The organism is Kluyvera sp. CHPC 1.2972 (genome assembly GCF_036759925.1).
Lineage (GTDB): Bacteria > Pseudomonadota > Gammaproteobacteria > Enterobacterales > Enterobacteriaceae > Kluyvera.
This window is the reverse complement of record NZ_JAPKIB010000022.1, coordinates 1-20,908: the sequence shown is the minus strand read 5'-3', so window position 1 is coordinate 20,908 and position 20,908 is coordinate 1. Positions and strand designations below refer to the sequence as shown.

Genomic DNA, 20,908 nt, shown 5'->3' with positions numbered 1-20,908 from the left:
AGATCTCTCTTGTTGTTATTTGCTGCCCGTCGCCCGTTTCAGCGCGATATGGGCGGTAATACGCAGTCTTAGTAATCGCCAGAACACCCACAGCAGCGTGGCGGCGGAAATGGCCGCGGTCAGCAGGTAAGTGTCATTGTAGGCGAGAATATTGGCCTCCAGCGTGGAGAGGTTTTGCAGCACGGTACTGGCCTGAACGTTCAATAGTGCGCTATCACTAAGCTGGCTCTGATACTGCTGGGCGTATAGCTGTAAGCGCTCGTTAATCAGCGGATTGAGGGTGGTTATCTGGTCGGCAAGCTGACTGGAGTGGAACTTCTCACGCCAGGTCTGGAAGGTGCCGAGGATCGCGGAGCCGAGCAGGCCGCCAATGTTCTGGCTCATGCCAAACAGCACCGAAAAGCTCACCAGATTGCGCTGATCGGCAATCACTCCGCCGATACCAGCGAGCATGGCAGGCGCGAGGAAGAAGGCGCTACCAAAGCCGAGCAGGAACTGGCTGAACATCAGCTGGTCCGGGCGCGTCAGGCTGGTGGACTGGCTGTCCAGCAACGAGGCTATCATGATAAGCGTTAACGCCGTGGCGGTCGGCCAGTAGAGGCGTCGCGGGTTTAGCGTCAGGCAACTGGCGATAATCCCGCAGGTAATACCGGCAAAAATGGACCAGGCCAGCATTGTCATCTGCTCGTTTTGCAGCCCCACATACTGAAGCCAGCCGATCACGCCGGTGTTCTGCTCCGCCAGCACGATGCGGATGAGCACCATAATCAGCCCCAGACGCAAAATACTGCCGCTGGAGAGCCAACGGGTATTGAGCAGTGGGTTGGTGCGGTTATGTTCAAAGATGATGGCAGATACAATCAGCACCACCGCCGCTGCCAGCGACCAGCCAATCCACGGCGCTTCAAACCACCAGTCAAGACGGCCCAGCGATAGCACGGCGCAAATCAGCGCCATGCCGGGAGCCAGTAAAATAAAGGTGATGAAATCTTTCTTCTCAAACACCTTTTTGCGATCGCTCGGCGGCAGCTTGAGGGCGATAACGCAGGCCAGCGATACCAGCGCTAGCCCCAGTTCGAAGAAATAAAGCCCGCGCCATTCATCGATTTGCAGCAATTCAGTGGAGAACAGGCGAGCGATGGGGATCGCCAGCGACGACCCGGTTATCCCAATGGTCAACGCTTTCAGTCGGTGTTTTGCTGGCCAGGCCTGCACTTGATAATAGATCCCGAGCGAACTCAGGGCCGCCGCGACCATGCCGTGGGCGGCGCGCACCATCAGCGCGGAACTGAGGTCGTTGACGAACAGGTGAAAGAAGGTGACCAGCACGTAGAGCACCAGAAAACCTTCGGTAAACGCCCGCAGGCCAAACTGCTGGCGGAATTTCACCAGCAGCAGGTTAATTGAGACGTTGGTCATCACGTATACGGCAGGCAGCCAGGCAATCTCCGTCGACCAGGCGGCAAACGAACCCTGTAGGTTTTGTAGATTGGCGGTGACCACTGCATTGCCCAGCGCCCCAGTCAGGCATACCAGCAGGCCGACGATCCCGTAGGCGACACGCTTTGGCGCACTGTGAATAGGCGTTGATGGTGAGCCGAGGATCGCCGGTTTTTCGTGTGGTGCCCAGTCGTGCGGGGCATAGGGGTCACGACGCGGTGGCGCCATTATTTCTTCTCCACTTCGCGCAGCAGTCGGGTCAGTACGTTGCGGGTTATCTCTTGTTCTTCCGGGGTGATGACCGTCAGAATTTCTTCACGCAGTTCATCCGCCACGGCTTTCACCTGATGATAAAGCTCAAGACCTTTTGGCGTCGCGACCAGCAGTCGCTTACGTTTATCGCGCTCGGTAAGCACCCGCTCGACCAGCCCAGCGTCCACCAGACGGTTAATCAGCGGCACCACGGTGGCGCTTTCTACCCCTAGCTCTTGCGCCAGTTCGCTCTGCGACAGCGGATGCTCATTGCGCGCAATGCTGGCCACGGCAACCCATGAGGCCTGGCTCATGCCGAGATCTTTCAGCCGGCGATCAACCGCCAGCCGCCAGTGATGGGCGGTGAGATAGAGGAGGTGAGAAAAATTAAGCTGACGGTTATCCATTGGCGATGTATTCATGATCATTAGAGCTCTAATGATTTTACGTTCGCCGAAAACCATAATTCAAGTGAATGTGAAAAATAAATGTTATCGGAAGGTGACTATCTGTTTGCTATGCGAATGCTTCTGTAGCCCGGCGAAGCGCCGCCGGAAAATACCCGGAGTCGGCGTTAACACGCCTCGTCCGGGCTACGGGTTAAATCTGACTGGTCTGCGCGTTCACTGAAGCCGCATGATTTTTACGACGACTGGCAAAGAAAATCGCCGTCAGAGAAATCGCTACCGTGACCGCCAGATACCAGGCCACGGGAACCCAATCGCCGTTGTATTTTGCCAGCAGACCGGTCGCAATCAGCGGTGCGGTACCGCCTGCCAGCGCGGCGCCAATCTGATAGCCGAGAGTGATGCCGGTATAGCGAACGTTGGCGCTAAAGATTTCCGAGCACAGCGTCCCGAGCACGGCGGTAATCGGTGACCATAAAATCCCGAAGGTGATAACGGTAGCGAGGGTGATCCCCCAGGTGGTGCCGGTGTTGAGCAGCAGGAACCATGGCACGATGAACAGACCCAGCAGCACCACGCTAATCGCGTACATCCGCTGGCGACCAATCTTATCTGAGAGCAGGCCCATTAACGGGATCATCACCGTGGAGACCAGCGCACCGAGCGTTACGGCTTCCAGAACCTGCGATTTCTGATAGGTCAGGGTGGTGGTGGCGTAGCTCACGACGAAGGTGGAGAAGATATAGAACGGTGCGGTTTCCACCACCTTCAGGCCAGCCGCGATAATCACTTCGCGCCAATGATTTGTCAGCGTTTCGCGCAGTGGCGCTTTAGCCACTTTACCGGCGTCTTTCACCTTCTTGAATTCCGGCGTTTCGTCGATATCTTTACGGATCCACAGGCCAACCAGCACCAGTGCTGCGCTCATCAAGAACGGAATGCGCCAGCCCCAGGAGAGGAACTGTTCTTCGCTGAACAGGGTCATCAGCGAGACGATAAAGGTCGCCATCAGCATCCCAATCGTCACGCCCGCCTGCGGAATACTGCCGAAGAAGCCTTTACGCTTTTCTGGCGCGTATTCATAGGCCAGCAGCAGCGCGCCACCCCATTCACCACCAATACCAATCCCCTGAATAATACGCATCAGAATGAGTAAAATCGGTGCCCAGATGCCAATCATATCGTAGGTTGGCAGCAGGCCAATCATCACGGTTGCACTCCCCATCAGCGACAGGGTTAACACCAGCGTCTTTTTACGACCGATACGGTCGCCAATGTGGGCAAAAATCACCCCACCAATGGGGCGAATAAAGAAGGTGAGCGAGAAAGAAAGATAGGAGAGGATCAGGCCGATGACTGGGTCAACCATCGGGAAAAAGATCTTATTGAACACCAGTGCGGCTGCTGTTCCGTATAAAAAATAGTCAAACCATTCAATGGAACTGCCGGTCAGGCTAGCAATCAGGACCCTCTTATTCTTTTTCAGGATCGTGGTGCTACTTTCTTGTATTGTCATGAAGAATAACTCCCGCCACATTGGGTTAAAATCAGGTGTCACCTTTTTGGGGTGAATGGTGCAACCTGGATTGTGAAAAAGGTTGTGTGTTTGTTAAGCAACTTAGATATGAGCGTTATTTTTGGCAAGCGTGTTGTTGAAATTTGCGAGCAAAAATGAGAACCATTTCTGTTCATTTTGACTTTTGTTTTGTCAATTTGTGGATTTAAACCCTGAAAAGTATCTTTTAAATAGCGTTTTATTCAGGTGCAACCATATTGTTTTTAGACGTTTCTGGTTATTTCAGGATTGTTACAAAATGGTAGAGATGAAGGGAGTAGAGCAGGCGATGAACGTGTCAAATTTACCGCAGGAAACGCTGAATGCCGCCAATGTGCTGGGGCGTTGGCTGGCGCAAAATGATTTTGCCGCACCTCCACTGGCTTCACAAACGCAGTGGGTGGTGATGGCGGGGAATGCCGTGATGCCAACCATTGAGGCGGCCTGTCACTTGGTGAGCGAACACGGCGGTTCGCTATTGATAAGCGGCGGCATTGGTCATTCGACGAACTTTCTCTATGAGGCCATTGCCCAGCACCCGCGCTATCAAAGCATTAGCTGCGATGGCGAAGCCGAGGCGACGCTGCTGGCGGAAATAGCCCACCGTTTCTGGCAGATCCCACTGGAGCGCATTGTGGTGGAAGACCAGTCAACGAACTGTGGTGAGAACGCCGGGTTTACCCGCCGGGTGATGGAAGAGAGAGGAATTCGTCCAGAGACTGTGACGGTGGTGCAAGATCCCGCCATGCAGCGCCGCACGATGGCGACCTTCACCCGCGCCTGGCAGGGTGTGGATGACGCCCCGCGCTGGCTCAGCTATCCGGGCTATGTGCCGGAACTGCTCAATACGCCGGAAGGTGTCAGCTACCGCCAGCCTGCGGTTGGGCTGTGGCCGGTGGCCCGCTATCTGTCGCTGCTGCTCGGTGAAGTGCCTCGTCTGCGTGACGATGCCCAGGGTTACGGGCCGCGCGGGAAAGACTTTATTGCTCACGTCGATATCCCCGCTGAAGTCGAAGCCGCCTGGCAGCACCTTTCAGCCGATCCGCAGCTTCAGCAGATGTTAGCCAACCGAACTATGGTTTGACGTTAATCCGGCCGCCGTCCCGGCCGGGCTAGCGGAAACTCCACTGCACGCTGACCACAAATATCGACGGCAGAATGATGCCGCTTTCAATACCGAAGTAGTCGGTAAAGTTGTACTGCAGCCCGTGGTAAATATAGGGCGAGAAGCCCACGCCGGTGATTTTTTTCGCCGTATGGTAGGTGCCGGAGTCGCCGCAGTGGCTGAAGGCATCAAAAAAGAACTCGCCCGTATAGGCGTACACGCCTTTAAAGGTCCAGCCTTTCGTTTGGCCGCTGCCCTGCAGCCAGTCGCGGCGCACGCCCAGCGACAAGCAGCGGTCAGCAAAGCTGTTCTTCATTGTGCCGACCAGCAGACTGTATTTTGAATCTTCGGAGAACTTACGTTCGATGGAGAAAAAGTCGTTATTGAATTTTTCGTTATATTGACCGTGGTTGCCGCTCATATGGTAGACAAAGGAGCCGGTATTGACGGAGTAGAGATTTATCTCATCTGCAAAGCTGGAGGCGGCCGGCAGCAGTGCCGACGCAAATGCCAGCACGCTGGGTATTTTACGCATTTTAAAACTCAGTAAAGCTAAAAAGAAAAAACATTGCGCTACATGATAGGTCTTTCGCGATAAACCTCGGCTAAACCAGCGCCGCATCCCGTGGGAAATTAGCGCGCTATCTTTTCGCGCGGCTTCACAGAAACGGACATAATCGGTTGGAAAAGTTGCCAGAGTGTATATGTATTTAACAATATTTTTACTTGTTAACGACCTAACACAGACAGGAGCAGCTCATGACGTCACCCGTACAACATCCGATGTATATCGATGGTCAGTTCGTCAGTTGGCAGGGCGATAGCTGGATTGATGTGATTAACCCGGCAACCGAAGTGTGCCTTTCCCGTATTCCTGATGGTGATGCCGAACATGCGAAGCGAGCAATTGACGCCGCCGAGCGTGCGCAGCCAGCGTGGGAAGCGCTGCCAGCGATTGAACGTGCCGGATGGCTGCGCAAAATTGCCGCAGGCATTCGCGAGCGTGCAGCGGAAATTAGCCAGATGATTGTTGCCGAAGGCGGCAAAATTCAACAGCTGGCAGAGGTTGAAGTGGGCTTCACCGCTGACTATATCGAGTACATGGCCGAGTGGGCGCGTCGTTACGAAGGGGAGATCCTGCAAAGCGATCGCCCCGGTGAAAATATCTTTGTCTTTAAACGTGCGCTGGGGGTGACCACCGGTATTCTGCCGTGGAACTTCCCCTTCTTCCTGATTGCCCGCAAGATGGCGCCAGCCTTGATTACCGGTAATACCATCGTTATCAAACCAAGCGAATTCACACCGAATAACGCCATCGCCTTTGCTGAAATTGTCCATAAAATTGGCCTGCCGAAAGGCGTTTTCAACCTGGTGCTGGGGCGCGGTGAAACCGTGGGCCAGGAGCTGGCGGGTAACCCGAAGGTGGCGATGGTCAGCATGACCGGCAGCGTGGCTGCGGGTGAGAAAATCATGGCGGCGGCGGCAAAAAATATCACCAAAGTGGGACTTGAACTGGGCGGTAAAGCTCCGGCGATTGTGCTGGATGATGCCGATCTTGAGCTGGCGGTGAAAGCGATTGTTGATTCGCGCGTGATTAACACCGGGCAGGTGTGTAACTGCGCCGAGCGTGTCTATGTGCAGAAAGGGATTTACGATAGCTTCGTCAATAAACTGGGTGAAGCGATGAAGGCCGTGGCCTTTGGCGACCCGGCAAAACGCAACGATATTGCGATGGGGCCGTTGATCAACGCCGCTGCGCTGGAGCGTGTAGAGCAGAAGGTGGCGAAAGCCGTTGCCCAGGGCGCGAAGGTGGTGCTGGGAGGCAAAGCGGTAGAAGGCGCTGGTTATTTCTACCCGCCAACGCTGTTGCTGGACGTGCGCCAGGAGATGAGCATCATGCACGAAGAAACCTTCGGCCCGGTGCTGCCGGTAGTGATGTTCGATACGCTGGATGAGGCGCTGAAGATGGCGAACGACAGCGACTACGGGCTGACCTCATCGGTCTACACCCGCGACCTCAACCAGGCGATGAAAGCCGTACGCGGCCTCAAGTTTGGTGAAACCTATATCAACCGTGAGAACTTTGAAGCGATGCAGGGTTTCCACGCGGGCTGGCGTAAGTCTGGTATCGGCGGAGCGGACGGTAAGCATGGGCTGAACGAATACCTGCAAACGCAGATGGTCTATTTGCAAACGCAGGGTTAAGTGCTATTCCCGGCGTTGCTTGGCCGGCTACGTTTCGAATGTAGCCCGGCCAAGCAACGCGACGCCGGGAACTCACCGCGCTAAACCTTCGTCGCAATCCAGTTCATCATCAACCGTGGCCACACCGCGACCGGCACCCCCTCGGCATCGCGAATACCAAACCCGTGCCGCCCCTGTTCAAACAGATGCATCTCTACCGGCACCTGCTGCGCGTGCAGCGCATTAAACAGCGCCAGGCTGTTTTCCACCTTCACCGCCGGATCGTCGACCGCATGCAGCAAAAAGGTCGGCGGCACCTGACGATCGACGCGTTTTTCCAGCGAGTAATGCGCACGCTGCGCCGGGTCTGGCGTATCGCCAATCAATGCGCGGCGCGAGCCGGGGTGGCCGAACCCCTCGTCCATGCTGATAACGGGGTAGACCAGCGCCATAAAATCAGGGCGTGCAGAAAACTCATCAATCTCGTCCAGCGGCGGATAGGCCTTCTCCAGATAACGCGTTCCCAGGCTTGCCGCCACGTGCCCGCCAGAGGAGAAACCGAGAACGCCGATTTTGTCAGGCGAAATCTGCCAGCGCGCGGCCTGGCTACGGAGGGTTCGCATGGCGCGCTGAACGTCCGCCAGCGGGGCATTGGCACCTTCCTGGTGGCCGTCTCCCGGCATGCGATAGGTCATCACAAATAGCGTATAACCCTGAGAGGTAAAGTCGGGGGCGAGCGCCGTGCCTTCTTTATCCAGCACCACGCGTTGATAAGAGCCACCCGGCGTCACCAGAATCCCCACGCCGTTGGGATTTTCGGGCTGAAACACCGTTATCTGCGGTGCACGAACGCCGGTGACCGCGCGATCCCACGCGCTGCTGCCGGTGTGGTCGCTTTCTAACGTGGGCGTTACGGTACTGGCGCTGGCACCGGGCGCATCGCCGCCGGGCCAGAGGGTGAAAGTGGTGGACGTGCGGGCTGCCTGGGCCATCCGTGTTAGTAATAGATCCTTGGGCGTTGCGTTCATGGCATCCTCAATCGGTTTGATGTCGCGCGGATTATCTCTCCACGCGGGCTATTTTTGCCTCGTGTTCCAGTAGCCAGGCCTTGCGGGCGATACCGCCGCCGTAGCCGGTCATGCTGCCGTCTTTGCCAATCACCCGATGGCAGGGAATGACGATAGCAATACGATTTGCGCCGTTGGCCGCCGCGACGGCACGGGCGGCGGTCGGTTTGTTGAGCGTTTCGGCCAGCGCTTGATAGTGGGTGGTTTCACCGCAGGGGAGCAAACACAATGCCTGCCAGACGCGGCGTTGAAAGTCGCTGCCGGGAGTATCCAGCGCCAGGGTAAATCGCTGGCGCTGTCCGGAAAAATACTCGCTAATCTCTTTTTCAGCCTGCCGGGTATGAGCATTTTGCCCGGCGATAATGCGGGCACTTAGCAGGCGCTGGATGTCGCTGAATTCGGTCTCCAGCATGCGGCGGTCGACAAACTCGAGCAGGCACACTCCACGTTCGCTGGCGCAGACGAACATTGGCCCAATCGGCGTGGTAAAGCGGTGAATCAACAGCGACTGCTGGACCGTTGCCGGAGAGTGACCGGTAAGCTTTTTATAGGTATAGCCGAAGCCGCTGAGCGACTCGTAGCCGCTATCAAAAGCCACGTCCGTGGCGCTGCGCCCGCTTTTCAACTCCTGCAGGGCAACGTTAACCCGCTGCATCCGCTGGAACGCCTGAAAGGTGATGCCGTGATGGTGTAAAAACCAGCGTCGAACGCGCTCCGGACTAATATGGTTTTCACGAAGCTGGGTATCGCTGATGCGCGCTTTCGGCGTTTGCCGCACCAGAGCCAGCGCCTGCTCGATAAAATCCGGCGCGCTGCAGGCGTTTTCGGTAGGGCGGCATACCTTGCAGGGGCGAAAGCCTGCGTCCAACGCCGACTTGAAATCACGGTAAAACTCCACGTTTTCCCGCTTTGGTTTTCGCGCCCGGCACACTGAAATACAGAACACCCCGGTGGTTTTTACCCCGACGTAGAAAACGCCGGTATACTCCGACGCCCGCGCCAGCAGCGCCTGGTACCAGGTGTCGCACTGGGCACTATCGGTGACTTTCATCGTCGAAGACTCCTGCAAAGGACGGCTGATGGCGAAGGGTTAACAGTAGATCGTTTAGCCGGGTTTGTATTGCACTATGTACCGCATTACCCATTGAAATGCGACGTACCCCAAGTTCTGCCAGCGTGGCGAAATCGGCCAGGTCGGGAACCGCCATTACGTTCAGCGGTAGGATGGTTTGCTGGACCAGAGTGGCAATATCCTGCGAACGGTGGACGCACGGCACAAACAGCCCATCGGCACCGTTTGCCGCATAGCGAGCGTTTCGTGACAGTGTCACTTGCAATGCATCAGGTTCACCGAGCAGAAAGGCATCGGTACGCACGTTTAAAAAGAGCGGGCAATCACTGGCATCGAGCGCTTTGCGTATATCTCGCAGTTGATGAGCGAAACAGTCAGCATCTATCAGGCGTCGTACACCGTCGTGAACCCGGCTGTCTTCCAGATTCACGCCTACCACGCCAAGTGCCGCGAGCTGTTGCAAATTGTCCACAATACCGTCGACAGTCTCGGCATAACCGGCTTCCATATCCACGCTGAGTGGTAATGACGAACAGGCGCGAATACGGCTGACCAGATAGTGTAGTTCGGCAAAAGGAAGACCTTCGCCGTCGGCGTAGCCCAACATGGCCGCGATGGCGGCGCTGGACGTTCCCATCGCCTGATACCCAGCGTTCTCGGCTGCCAGCGCGCTAGCGACATCCCACACGTTGGCGATAAGCAGAGGCTGAGGTTGATGGTGTAATTGGTTGAAGTTCATAGGGTTCTCCGGTTGTGTGTGCAAACGGAGTGTGCCGCAACGGGCAGAATGCCAGCAACCGAAAATCGGACGACCATTTTTGACGAGGAAGACGGCGGGGGCATGATGCCGCCCGCCGGAGACGTTACATTTTGGCGAACTTTTCCAGCACGCGAATCAGCTGGGTCACAAAGCCATATTCGTTATCGTACCAGGAGACGGTTTTAACCAATTGCAGGCCGCCCGCTTCGGTCACTTCGGTTTGGGTGGCATCGAAAACGGAGCCGAAATGGGTGCCGATGATATCGGAAGAGACAATCTCCTCTTCGGTATAGCCAAAAGATTCATTGTTGTGCGCCGCGTTCTTCATCACCTGGTTGACCTCCTCGGCAGTCACTTTCTTACCCAGGATGGAGACCAGCTCGGTAACCGAGCCGGTTTTGGTCGGCACGCGCTGGGCATGGCCCTTCAGCTTACCGCTCAGCGCCGGGATCACCAGACCAATGGCCTTAGCGGCCCCGGTGGTATGTGGAATGATGTTCTCTGCCGCTGCACGTGAGGCGCGCAAATCCTTACCGCGCGGGCCGTCAACCAGCGATTGGGTGCCGGTGTAGGCGTGAATGGTGGTCATGGTACCGACTTCAATGCCAAACGCGTCGTGAAGGGCTTTGGCCATTGGCGCCAGGCAGTTGGTGGTGCACGAGGCGACGGAGATAATCTTATCGCTGGCGTTCAGCGTATCGTCGTTGACGTTAAAGACGAGGGTTTTCATGTCGCCCGCTGGGGCGGAGACCAGCACTTTTTTCGCCCCGGCATCAATGTGCGCCTGCGATTTTTCCGTCGAGGTGTAGAAGCCGGTGCATTCGACAATCAGTTCAGCGCCCTGGGCGGTCCAGGGAATGTTTTGCGCCTCTTTTTCGGCGTAAACGGTGATGGTTTTACCATTCACAATCAGCGCATTATCGTTGTAATCCACGCTCCACGGGAACGGACCATAGTTGGAGTCATGCTTTAACAGATAAGCCAGAACTTTGGGGGAGGTGAGATCGTTAATCGCGACCACTTCATGACTGCTGGATACTTCCAGTAAACGGCGCAGAACCAGACGACCGATGCGCCCAAACCCGTTAATGCCAATTTTACTCATGGTGCTCTCCTGTCAGTGATGGGATGTCAGCCCAATACGCGTACGTCAGATCGATTCAATAAATAAGTGTGGTTTATGTATTTCACCTGTCCAGGCTTAGTTCAGCGCGCCGGGAAGGGCAACGCTGTCGCGAAAATTTAATTTGTATCGATTTGAAAAAGTTAATGAAATTTTAATGAATCGCGGCTATTTTGCTTTTTTATGTTACTTCTCAGAGTATTTTGGCGATGAACGATAAATATTCCCGCTTACAAATTGCCATCCATTGGCTGGTCTTTCTGCTGGTGGTGGTGGCCTATGCGGCGATGGAGTTACGCGGATTTTTCCCCCGCAGCGACCGTCCGGTTATTAACATGATCCACGTCTCCTGCGGGATTAGCGTACTGGTGCTGATGGTGGCGCGTCTGCTGATTCGCCTGAAGCGCCCGGCGCCGCCGATCGTGCCGAAGCCAAAACCGATGATGACCGGCATGGCGCATCTGGGGCACCTGGCTATCTACCTGCTGTTTATCGCGCTGCCGCTGATTGGTCTTATCATGATGTATAACCGTGGTAACCCGTGGCTGGCGTTTGGTATCACTATGCCGCATGCGGCAGAGGGGAATTTTGACCTCGTCGATACGCTTAAACACTATCATGTGTTCCTCGCCAACCTCGGCTACTGGCTGATTGGCCTGCATGCGCTTGCCGCGCTGGCGCACCACTATATCTGGAAGGACAATACGCTGCTGCGCATGATGCCGCGCAAGCGTTAACGCGCTTTCAACTCCCTGGGCTCTGCGCTACCATAAGTCTTATGTCTGACGTATGAGTGGAGAGAACAGGGTGTTCGCAGATTTTGGTGTACTTAATTACTGGACCTATTTGCTCGGGGCCATCTTTATTATTCTGGTGCCGGGGCCGAATACCTTCTTCGTGCTAAAGACCGGTGTATCGCACGGTATCCGCAAAGGCTATATGGCGGCGCTCGCGGTGTTTATTGGCGACGCCGTTCTGATGTCTCTCTCGTTTGCGGGCGTCGCCACGCTGATTAAAACCACGCCGGTGCTGTTTAATATTGTGCGTTACCTGGGGGCCATTTATCTGCTCTATCTTGGCGGCAAGATGCTCTACAGTACGCTGAAACGTAAAAATGCCGAACACGATGAAGCGGCGGAACCGGGCCACGCTATCTTCAAACGTGCGTTAACGCTGAGCCTCACCAATCCGAAAGCGATCCTGTTCTACGTGTCGTTCTTCGTGCAGTTTATTGACGTTCACGCGACAACCCCGGGCCTGGCGTTCTTTATCCTCGCGGTGACGCTGGAGCTGGTGAGCTTTACCTACCTGAGCTTCCTGATTGTCTCCGGCTCGCTGGTGACGCGCTATGTGAAAACGCGTAAAAAACTGGCGAAAATCGGTAACAGCCTGATTGATTTGGTATTTGTCGGCTTTGCCGCGCGTCTGGCAACGCTCCAGTCCTGATAACTTTCCTGGCCCGATAACCCTTATCGGGCCAGTCTGTTTTTTCCTTTTCACATCACGATAACGGCGCAGGCCGGCCATCACATCCCCGTAATAAACGTCTAAACTTAGAGCTCTGGAAGCGTAATCCCGCGCCGCTTGCGATATGCTCTTTCGCGAATTTGAAAAAAATAAAACATTTATTTTACATCAACACAATGAGATTGATAGTATACCCCCCTATACTATCGGAGGAGCTATGCCGCATTCACTCGAAGACAAAAAACGGGCATTAAGCCGAGTGCGCCGTATTAAAGGGCAGGTTGAAGCGCTGGAACGCGCGCTGGAATCGGGTGACTCGTGCCTGACCATCCTGCAGCAGATTGCCTCGATTCGTGGGGCCTCTAACGGCCTGATGGGCGAGATGGTTGAAATGCACCTTAAAGATGAACTGGTCAGCGGTGAAACCACGCCGGATCAGCGGGCGCTGCGCATGGCTGAGGTCGGTCACCTGCTTCGGTCCTATTTAAAATAATCCCCATAATGGAAAAGAGAGTTATGAAATCACGTGCTGCAGTTGCGTTTGGCCCAGGTCAGCCGCTGAAGATTGTGGAAATTGACGTTGCGCCGCCGAAGAAGGGCGAAGTGCTGGTCAAAATCACCCATACCGGCGTTTGCCATACCGATGCATTCACGCTGTCAGGGGATGACCCTGAAGGCGTGTTCCCGGCGGTGCTTGGTCATGAAGGCGGCGGCGTGGTCGTTGAAGTGGGTGAAGGGGTAACCAGCCTCAAGCCGGGTGACCATGTTATTCCACTGTATACCGCAGAATGCGGCGAGTGTAAGTTCTGTAAATCGGGCAAAACCAACCTGTGCCAGGCGGTACGCGCCACTCAGGGTAAAGGGCTAATGCCGGATGGCACCACTCGTTTCTCCTACAACGGCGAACCGATTTATCACTATATGGGTACCAGCACCTTCAGCGAGTACACCGTCTGTGCGGAGATCTCACTGGCGAAGGTGAACCCGCAGGCACCGCTGGATAAAGTCTGCCTGCTGGGCTGCGGCGTGACCACCGGTATCGGCGCGGTACACAACACGGCGAAAGTGAAAGAGGGCGATACCGTGGCGGTGTTTGGCCTCGGCGGTATTGGTCTGGCGGTGATTCAGGGCGCGGTACAGGCGAAAGCCGGGCGCATTCTGGCCGTGGACATGAACCCAGAAAAATTCACCCTGGCGCGTGAAATGGGCGCAACCGACTTTATCAACCCGAAAGACTACGATAAGCCGATTCAGGACGTGATCGTTGAACTGACCGACGGCGGCGTGGACTTCAGCTTCGAATGTATTGGCAACGTCAACGTGATGCGTTCGGCGCTGGAATGCTGCCATAAAGGCTGGGGTGAAAGCATTATCATCGGCGTGGCCGGTGCGGGTCAGGAGATCAAAACCCGTCCGTTCCAGCTGGTGACCGGTCGCGTATGGCGCGGTTCGGCATTCGGCGGCGTGAAAGGCCGTACCCAGCTGCCGGGCATGGTGGAAGAGGCGATGGCGGGCAAAATTCAGCTCGACCCGTTTATTACCCACCGTCTGCCGTTAGACCAGATCAACGAAGCGTTTGATCTGATGCACGAAGGGAAATCTATCCGTACCGTCATTCATTTCGGCGATAAATAATCCTCCCCCTAACCAGCGGGATTGCCCCGCTGGTTCTCCGAAGTGTGACCCGCCTTCCGTTTTGCACCATTGCTGATAACAAATCAGTGCTAATGGCCGATGACTCTATTACTTACCTCAAGTACAAGAGAGTCACTCATGGAAAAAAAATCCGCGCAGCCGCGTCGCGCACAAAAGGTCGGCTTCTTACATCATATTCGTCTGGTGCCGTTTTTCGGCTCGGTGCTGGGCGGTATCCTGGTGCTGTTCGCGCTGAGTTCAGGGCTGGCAGGCTATTTTATGTGGAAGGCCGATAACGACCAGCGCGACGTCACTCAGGAGCTGCAGGTGCGCGTGGGGCTTTCCGACAGCGCTAACTATCTGCGCGAAGCCCGTATCATGATGATTCATGCGGGTGCGGACAGCCGTATTGCTGAAATGGAGAGCATGAAGAAAAACCTGGCGGCGGCAGAAGACAGAATCAAACGCTCTCAGGATGGATTTAAGCTCTACGTCAACCGCAGCGTGAAAACACAGGCGGACGAAGCACTGGATGCCGAAATGAATCAGCGCTACAGCGCCTATTTAGAAGGGATGGCGCCGATGCTGAAATACGCCAAAAACGGCATGTTTGAAGCCATCATCAACTATGAAAGCGAGCAGGCGCGGGCGTTCGACGACGCGTACAACGATGTGCGCAATAAGGTCATTACTATTCGTACCGCTCGTGCCAACCAGCTTGCCGAGCTGGCCCACGACCGTACTCGCCTGGGCGTGATATTTATGATCGGCGCGTTTGTGCTGGCGGTGCTGATGACCATCGTCACCTTTACCACCCTGCGTAATGTGGTGATCCTGCCGCTGCAGCGCGCGGGCGTGCGCATTGCGCAGATTGCCAATGGTGACCTGACGATGCCGGATGAACCGGTAGGGCGCAGCGAGATTGGTCAGCTCAACGGCCATCTGCAAAAAATGCAGCACTCATTGGTGCAGACCGTGGGCAGCGTGCGTCAAGGGGCGGAAGAAATTTATCGCGGTACCAGCGAAATCTCCGCTGGCAACACCGACCTCTCTTCTCGTACCGAGCAACAGGCGGCGGCGATTGAACAGACGGCGGCCAGCATGGAGCAGTTAGCCGCAACGGTGAAACAGAATGCCGAGAACGCCCATCATGCCAGCAAACTGGCGGAGGACGCGTCGGGCAAAGCAACGCGCGGTGGTCAACTGGTCTCCGGCGTGGTGTCGACGATGGGCAGCATTTCGACCAGCTCGAAGAAAATTTCTGAGATAACCTCGGTCATCAACAGCATTGCTTTCCAGACCAACATTCTGGCGCTGAACGCGGCGGTGGAAGCGGCGCGTGCGGGTGAGCAGGGGCGCGGATTTGCGGTGGTAGCGAGTGAAGTGCGCACGCTGGCAAGCCGCAGCGCCCAGGCGGCAAAAGAGATTGAGGGGCTGATCAGTGAATCGGTGACGTTGATTGAACGCGGCTCAGGCGAAGTGGTACGTGCGGGAACCACGATGACCGATATTGTGGATGCGGTAAAACGCGTGACCGATATCATGCTGGAGATTGCGGCTGCATCGGACGAGCAAAATCGCGGTATTCAGCAGGTAAGTCAGGCGGTCACCGAGATGGATAACGTGACTCAGCAAAACGCCTCTCTGGTGGAGGAAGCCTCTGCGGCAGCGGCTTCACTGGAAGAACAGGCGGCGCGTTTAACCGAAGCGGTAGGTACCTTCCGCTTACAGTCCAGTGAACGCGTTGAAACGGTGAACACGGTGGCAAAAGCCACGTTTAACCCCGCACGCCCGGCGGTAGCGACCGCAGGTGCGGATAACTGGGAAACGTTTTAAGCAGGAGCCATCCAGCCTGCAAATAAAAAAGCCTCGTCACCGTAAAGGTGGCGAGGCATCGGTTTCCGTCACCGAATATGTGACGGAAATTCGGCTTAATGACTGTCCGGCAACGCGTAAGCAATAATGTAGTCACCGCGATCCGGCGACTGGCGTGCGCCACCCGCGTTAATCACGATGTACTGCTTGCCGGTCTTCGGCGACACGTAAGTCATCGGGCCCGACTGGCTGCCTACCGGCAGACGGTCTTTCCAGATCTCTTTCCCGGTTGCGGTATCAAACGCGCGCAGATAGAAATCCTGAGTACCGGCGAAGAACAGCAGGCCAGACTGCGTCGAGAGTGACGCGCCAAGCGTTGGCATACCGATAGGAATTGGCATATGCATGCGGATCCCCAGCGGCCCGGTATCTTCTACCGTACCAACCGGTACCTGCCAGACGATTTTCCCTGACTTCAGATCCACCGCAGACATGGTGCCGAACGGCGGTTTCTGGCACGGAATGCCCAGCGGTGACAGGAAACGCTCGCGCATGGCGCCGTACGGTGTACCGTCCATCGGTACAATCCCCATCTCAATACCGCTCGCATTTTTCGCCACATTGGCGCGTGGCACCATATAGTTTGCCAGACCCAGACGCATATCGTTGACGAACATCAGGCTGTTGTTCGGGTCAACCGACACGCTGCCCCAGTTCATCCCACCCAGCGAGCCAGGATACTGCAGGGAACGGTCTTCCCCTGGTGGGGTGAAGATACCCTGATGACGCATCTCTTTAAACTGGATGCGGCATAGCAGCAGGTCAACCGGCGTAGCACCCCACATATCGGACTCTTTCAGCGTTTCGTTGCCGATCATCGGCATGCCAACGGAGAAAGGCTGAGTCGGCGAGTAGCGTTCGCCGGGTACGTTGCCTGCCGGAACCGGACGTTCTTCGACTTTGGCTACCGGCTCACCGGTTTCACGATTGAGCATAAAGATCATGCCCTGCTTGCTGGTCTGGACCAGCACCGGCGTGGTGCCGCCTTTACCATCTGGCAGGTCGTATAACAGCGGCTGCGATGGCAGATCAAAGTCCCACAGGTCGTGGTGGGTGGTCTGATAGTGCCAGCGCACTTTACCGGTGGTGGCATCTACCGCCACGATAGAAGAGCTGTACTTATCGTCGAGTGCGGTACGTTCACCGGCCCAGAAGTCAGGCGTGGCGTTACCGGTCGGCAGGTAGACCAGGTTCAGCTTCGCGTCGTAAGACATCGCGGACCAGACGTTCGGCGTGCCGCGGGTATAGGTCATCCCTTCTGGCGGCAGGCCGGTAAGGTTAGGGTTACCGGGATCCCATGCCCAGGCGAGTTTACCGCTATGCACATCGTAAGCGCGTACCACGCCCGGCGGTTCGCCGGTGGAGAAGTTATCGGCCACGCGGCCACCCACGATCACCACATTACCCGCCACTAATGGCGTAGAAGTCTGCTGATAGTAGCCCGGTTTGATATCCCCCATCCCGATGCTCAGGTCAACTACGCCGTGGTCGCCAAAGTCGTCACACACTTTACCGTTATCGGCATTGATAGCGATAAGACGTGCGTCGGTGGTTGGCAGGAACAGACGACGAGGACAAGCGGCAGGTTGAGTTGCTGGTGCCTGCGCGTTAACGGACGAGTGGTCTTCAAAGTACCCCAGACCACGGCAGCGCTGCCAGTTAGGCGCGGTGGCTTTTGAGTCGTAGCGCCATTTCTCTTTGCCCGAGTCAACGTCCAGCGCCAGTACTTTGCTGTACGGCGTGCAGACAAACAGGGTGTCACCGACCTGCAGCGGGGTGTTCTGATCTTCTGCACCTGAACCGTTGCTTTGCGGGATATCGCCGGTATGGGCTACCCATGCCACCTGAAGCTTATCGATGTTCTGCTTATTGATCTGGTCTAACGCGGCAAAACGGTCGCCGTGGGTGGTGTTGCCCCAATGCTCCCAGTTTTTCTGCTCATCGCCGGGCGCTACCGGTTTAACCGGCACCGCTTCGGTGGCTGAAACCAGCGTTTGTGGCTTGAACATACCGCCCATGCTGACCAACAGCACAACGGCAATCACGGCGGCGAGGCCAAAGGCAGGACCTTTTTTCGCGGGCTGAACGCGCGACATAAATGGCCACACCAGCGCACAGAGAAATGCCAGTACGCCAAAGGTAAACAGGCGCGAGAAAAGCGGCCAGAAATCCCAGCCTGCGTCGCTGATTGACCAGACGACAGCCACGATAAACGCCAGCGCGTACAGCACGATCCCACCACGACGCTGACGGGCAATCAGAATGGCGCTCACCACCATCACCAGTCCCATCAGGGCAAAGAACCAGGAACCGCCGACGCTGGCGAGCTTCACCCCCAGCGCCCCGATAGCCAGGCCGACGATCAACATCAGCGCGATAAGAAGCCACTGCAGGACTCGTGGGAATCCTCGTGGCACGTTGCCAGTTGCCATACCTTTCTCCTTAAAACAGCAAATGTAGGCACGATTGAACCAGATGGTGCGCTGGATTCGTGCTTTTGTTTTGAATGAAGCATAAGTCAGTTTCTAAGTGACGCATTTAGTTCAGTAATGAAATCATTAATGAACCATTTGGTTAAATTATGGATATGATAGATCTGTTAAATTGCATTGCGCAATTGTTAAAAAATAATATCGCATTAATTGACTGTTTAACGGTGGTACAGGGGAGAGGTCAGGAGGAAGGCGTTGGTCGCTGGGTAGGGCTTAAAAACGGAGCGTTTAATCAGATGGTGAGGCGTGAAATTTAATCTTTGTCCTTGGTACGTTTAGATCTGCGATTTATGTGCAACTTTTTGCCTATATGCTGGTCTCTATGGAAAGTAACATAATATCATTATAAATATTCACGGAATTGATTATATGTTTTTTGGAAATAGATTTTGCAAATGGATGTGTAAAACAATTTACCGCTTGTCACATACCTCGGAATACAAACACAACAAAAATTTGTGGCCGTTCTTTAAAGTGTGTCGAACGGCATCTGGTAGTATAGATACTATTTTTTACAAAAAATACAGAGTTGATAACGTTTCAAATATTGAAAATAGTAAGAAAGAGCGCCCACTCATCATTATGGCTACAGGGCCGTCGGTTGGCTGCATTGATCAGCGCTTTTTTGACGATAGATTTGATTATATCGGTGTCAATGGGGCCATCGCGATGACATCGATTCCTTATTCCTGGTACGCAATTATCGATAGAGATTTTGTTATTCAACGATCTGATTTTGTTAGAGATATAGTCTCTCGTGACGGGCTGGTGTTGTTTTGTACCTGTGCTACGCTGGAAAGCATTTTATCGGTGGTTGCAAAAAGTGATATTCGCTGTAAATTCCATATTTTTGAAAGTGCAGTTGGCTTGAAGATATATAAATTTTTGCAGGCAACCGTAGCTTTTAAACCTGATGATGAACGCTTTCATTGGCATAATGGCATTGGCTTTTCCGATGATATCCATCAGGCCCTGTTTGATTACGGTACGGTAGCATATACGGCGCTGCAGATTGGGTGTGCGTTGGGCTATAAAAAATCTATATTGCAGGCCTGGATATGAACAATTTTCATGCGCCTCGCTTCTATGAAACGGAACATAACAAATTAGGCACCAGGCTGGACAAAGATTTCGACGGTATTATTCAGTCATTTATAGCGGCGCGCGTATATTGTGATGAGCATAATATTAAAGTCATCAATTTATCGCCTGACAGTGCCGTAGACGCTTTTCCTAAAATGCGCTGGGATCGCGTAACACAGGCGGTTGAAGCGTAATACCTCCGTGGCGTCACCCACGGAAGCGAGAGGCTATGAAGGCATTGATTTACGCACCGCACTGAGCAGCGTCTGTGCACCGGCTGAAAGCGGGGTATCCACCCGCGTGAGAATACCAATCGGCTCTCCCTGGCCCTGCGTCGCGATTGGCAGGGCGGTAAGGACACCGCGACGCAAATCGTCTTTCACCGCGCCGGAAGGAACAAACCAGATATAGTTGTAATCGACGGTGAGCTGGCGCGATAGCGAGGCGGAGAGCGTTTCAATACAACCCGCAGGCATTTTGCAGCCCTGACTTTGCAGTAAGGTTTCCGCGTTCTGGCGCGGAACGGTGCCTTTTGGTGACACCACCACTGGCCACTCCAGTACGCGGCTCAGGGTAATGTTTTCGTGTAGTAGTGGGTGATCGGGACGTACCACCAGCTTCAATGACTCCAGGAACAGCAGCTCATAGTTCAGCCCGGTCATCAGTTCCGGGTCAGACATGCGGCCAATTCCCAGATCGATATCCCCGGATTTCAGGGCGGCCAGCAGCATAGTGTTATTCATGGTGGCGACCTGGAGCGTTACGTCTTTTTGCTGCTGGTGGAACTGACCTATTACGGCAGGCAATACACCCAGAGCGGCAGTCGGCAGGGCACCGATGCGCACCACATCATTGTTAACACCTTCTTTACGTGTTAACGCCTGACCGGCGGTATTTAGCGCATCAAGCACCTTCACCGCATGGGTTAAAAACTGTTCACCAACGAGGGTCAACTGTGCGCCCAAACGACCACGTTCAAAGAGTCGAGTACCGGTAAGCTGTTCGAGTTCATTGAGCGTCTTGGAGAGCGCTGGTTGGCTTAAATTAAGGGTTTCAGCCGCACGCCCTAAAGTTCCCTGTTGGGCGACGGCTACGAATGTGTGCAGATGGCGCAGACGAATGCGCTGACTAAAGAGAGCATTTTTTTCCATAAGCGATATTAAAAACAGAGCGGTACGAGTGACAAGTGATGTTGTTTAAATTTGATAACTTACTAGCAAATTATTATTAACATTTGTGCGGTTTAACAGACAAGCGGTTTGTTGGATTTGTCGATATTCCCGGCGTCGCGTTGCTCGGTCGGGCTACTTTGCGATAGGTAGCCCGGCCGAGCGAAGGTACAAACCGGAAACATAGGTAACACTTTAGACCGGATACATGGGTAACAGTTA

At 54.8% G+C, this 20,908-nt stretch carries 19 protein-coding genes; 9 read left to right on the top strand and 10 right to left on the bottom strand.

Going from position 1 to position 20,908, the window contains the following annotated elements:
* Positions 1–15 precede the first annotated feature (15 nt).
* From V6944_RS21540 to V6944_RS21530, 3 genes are all read right to left on the bottom strand, one after another.
* On the bottom strand, positions 16–1,668 hold the full coding sequence (locus tag V6944_RS21540) for an MFS transporter (RefSeq protein ID WP_333500458.1): 1,653 nt from the start codon (positions 1,666–1,668) through the stop codon (positions 16–18).
* Positions 1,668–2,099: a MarR family winged helix-turn-helix transcriptional regulator gene (locus tag V6944_RS21535; protein WP_333500484.1), complete on the bottom strand. Its 432-nt coding sequence runs from the start codon at positions 2,097–2,099 to the stop codon at positions 1,668–1,670. The genes V6944_RS21540 and V6944_RS21535 overlap by 1 nt, the downstream gene beginning before the upstream one ends.
* 193 nt (positions 2,100–2,292) lie before the next feature.
* Positions 2,293–3,615: an MFS transporter gene (locus V6944_RS21530; protein WP_333500457.1), complete on the bottom strand. Its 1,323-nt coding sequence runs from the start codon at positions 3,613–3,615 to the stop codon at positions 2,293–2,295.
* A gap of 298 nt (positions 3,616–3,913) precedes the next feature.
* On the opposite strand from V6944_RS21530, the gene V6944_RS21525 reads away from it, so the two are divergent.
* Positions 3,914–4,738, top strand: coding sequence for a YdcF family protein (locus V6944_RS21525; RefSeq protein ID WP_333500456.1), 825 nt, complete (start codon positions 3,914–3,916; stop codon positions 4,736–4,738).
* A gap of 28 nt (positions 4,739–4,766) precedes the next feature.
* On the opposite strand, the gene V6944_RS21520 is transcribed toward V6944_RS21525, so the two are convergent.
* Positions 4,767–5,294, bottom strand: a complete 528-nt coding sequence (locus tag V6944_RS21520; protein WP_442910762.1) for a hypothetical protein — start codon at positions 5,292–5,294, stop codon at positions 4,767–4,769.
* Between the two features lie 224 nt (positions 5,295–5,518).
* On the opposite strand from V6944_RS21520, the gene aldA reads away from it, so the two are divergent.
* Positions 5,519–6,964 (top strand): aldehyde dehydrogenase, encoded by a 1,446-nt coding sequence (aldA, locus tag V6944_RS21515; RefSeq protein WP_333500455.1) that lies wholly within the window; start codon positions 5,519–5,521, stop codon positions 6,962–6,964.
* Positions 6,965–7,044: 80 nt separating this feature from the next.
* Here the strand turns inward: aldA and V6944_RS21510 are convergent, their stop codons facing one another.
* From V6944_RS21510 to gap, 4 genes are all read right to left on the bottom strand, one after another.
* On the bottom strand, positions 7,045–7,971 hold the full coding sequence (locus tag V6944_RS21510; protein ID WP_333500454.1) for an alpha/beta hydrolase: 927 nt from the start codon (positions 7,969–7,971) through the stop codon (positions 7,045–7,047).
* Positions 7,972–8,002: 31 nt separating this feature from the next.
* The gene (locus tag V6944_RS21505) at positions 8,003–9,061 is read right to left on the bottom strand and encodes a bifunctional transcriptional activator/DNA repair enzyme AdaA (protein ID WP_333500453.1); all 1,059 of its coding nucleotides are present in this window, start codon (positions 9,059–9,061) and stop codon (positions 8,003–8,005) included.
* Positions 9,045–9,821, bottom strand: a complete 777-nt coding sequence (locus V6944_RS21500) for an isocitrate lyase/PEP mutase family protein (RefSeq protein WP_333500452.1) — start codon at positions 9,819–9,821, stop codon at positions 9,045–9,047. The genes V6944_RS21505 and V6944_RS21500 overlap by 17 nt, the downstream gene beginning before the upstream one ends.
* A gap of 124 nt (positions 9,822–9,945) precedes the next feature.
* Entirely contained in the window at positions 9,946–10,947 is a 1,002-nt protein-coding gene (gene gap / locus V6944_RS21495; RefSeq protein ID WP_185668686.1) for a type I glyceraldehyde-3-phosphate dehydrogenase, read from the bottom strand.
* 227 nt (positions 10,948–11,174) lie between these two features.
* On the opposite strand from gap, the gene cybB reads away from it, so the two are divergent.
* The 5 genes from cybB (at position 11,175) to V6944_RS21470 (ending at position 15,903) form a co-directional block, all read left to right on the top strand.
* Positions 11,175–11,702 carry a cytochrome b561 gene (gene cybB, locus V6944_RS21490; protein ID WP_220440632.1) on the top strand — a complete coding sequence of 176 codons (528 nt, stop codon included), beginning with the start codon at positions 11,175–11,177 and terminating at the stop codon, positions 11,700–11,702.
* Positions 11,703–11,772: 70 nt separating this feature from the next.
* Positions 11,773–12,411, top strand: coding sequence for a leucine efflux protein LeuE (leuE, locus tag V6944_RS21485; protein ID WP_333500451.1), 639 nt, complete (start codon positions 11,773–11,775; stop codon positions 12,409–12,411).
* A 238-nt stretch (positions 12,412–12,649) separates the two neighbouring features.
* Positions 12,650–12,925 (top strand): metal/formaldehyde-sensitive transcriptional repressor, encoded by a 276-nt coding sequence (locus tag V6944_RS21480; protein ID WP_185668689.1) that lies wholly within the window; start codon positions 12,650–12,652, stop codon positions 12,923–12,925.
* A 23-nt stretch (positions 12,926–12,948) separates the two neighbouring features.
* Positions 12,949–14,067 carry an S-(hydroxymethyl)glutathione dehydrogenase/class III alcohol dehydrogenase gene (locus tag V6944_RS21475; protein WP_333500450.1) on the top strand — a complete coding sequence of 373 codons (1,119 nt, stop codon included), beginning with the start codon at positions 12,949–12,951 and terminating at the stop codon, positions 14,065–14,067.
* Positions 14,068–14,205: 138 nt separating this feature from the next.
* Positions 14,206–15,903, top strand: a complete 1,698-nt coding sequence (locus V6944_RS21470; protein ID WP_333500449.1) for a methyl-accepting chemotaxis protein — start codon at positions 14,206–14,208, stop codon at positions 15,901–15,903.
* Between the two features lie 95 nt (positions 15,904–15,998).
* On the opposite strand, the gene V6944_RS21465 is transcribed toward V6944_RS21470, so the two are convergent.
* Positions 15,999–18,374 carry a glucose/quinate/shikimate family membrane-bound PQQ-dependent dehydrogenase gene (locus V6944_RS21465; protein WP_333500448.1) on the bottom strand — a complete coding sequence of 792 codons (2,376 nt, stop codon included), beginning with the start codon at positions 18,372–18,374 and terminating at the stop codon, positions 15,999–16,001.
* Between the two features lie 429 nt (positions 18,375–18,803).
* On the opposite strand from V6944_RS21465, the gene V6944_RS21460 reads away from it, so the two are divergent.
* Positions 18,804–19,496: a lipopolysaccharide core biosynthesis protein RfaZ gene (locus tag V6944_RS21460; protein ID WP_333500447.1), complete on the top strand. Its 693-nt coding sequence runs from the start codon at positions 18,804–18,806 to the stop codon at positions 19,494–19,496.
* Positions 19,493–19,711, top strand: coding sequence for a hypothetical protein (locus V6944_RS21455; RefSeq protein ID WP_333500446.1), 219 nt, complete (start codon positions 19,493–19,495; stop codon positions 19,709–19,711). The genes V6944_RS21460 and V6944_RS21455 overlap by 4 nt, the downstream gene beginning before the upstream one ends.
* 33 nt (positions 19,712–19,744) lie before the next feature.
* On the opposite strand, the gene V6944_RS21450 is transcribed toward V6944_RS21455, so the two are convergent.
* Complete coding sequence (locus V6944_RS21450; protein ID WP_333500445.1) at positions 19,745–20,668, bottom strand: LysR substrate-binding domain-containing protein; 924 nt, start codon at positions 20,666–20,668, stop codon at positions 19,745–19,747.
* Between the last annotated feature and the right edge of the window lie 240 nt (positions 20,669–20,908).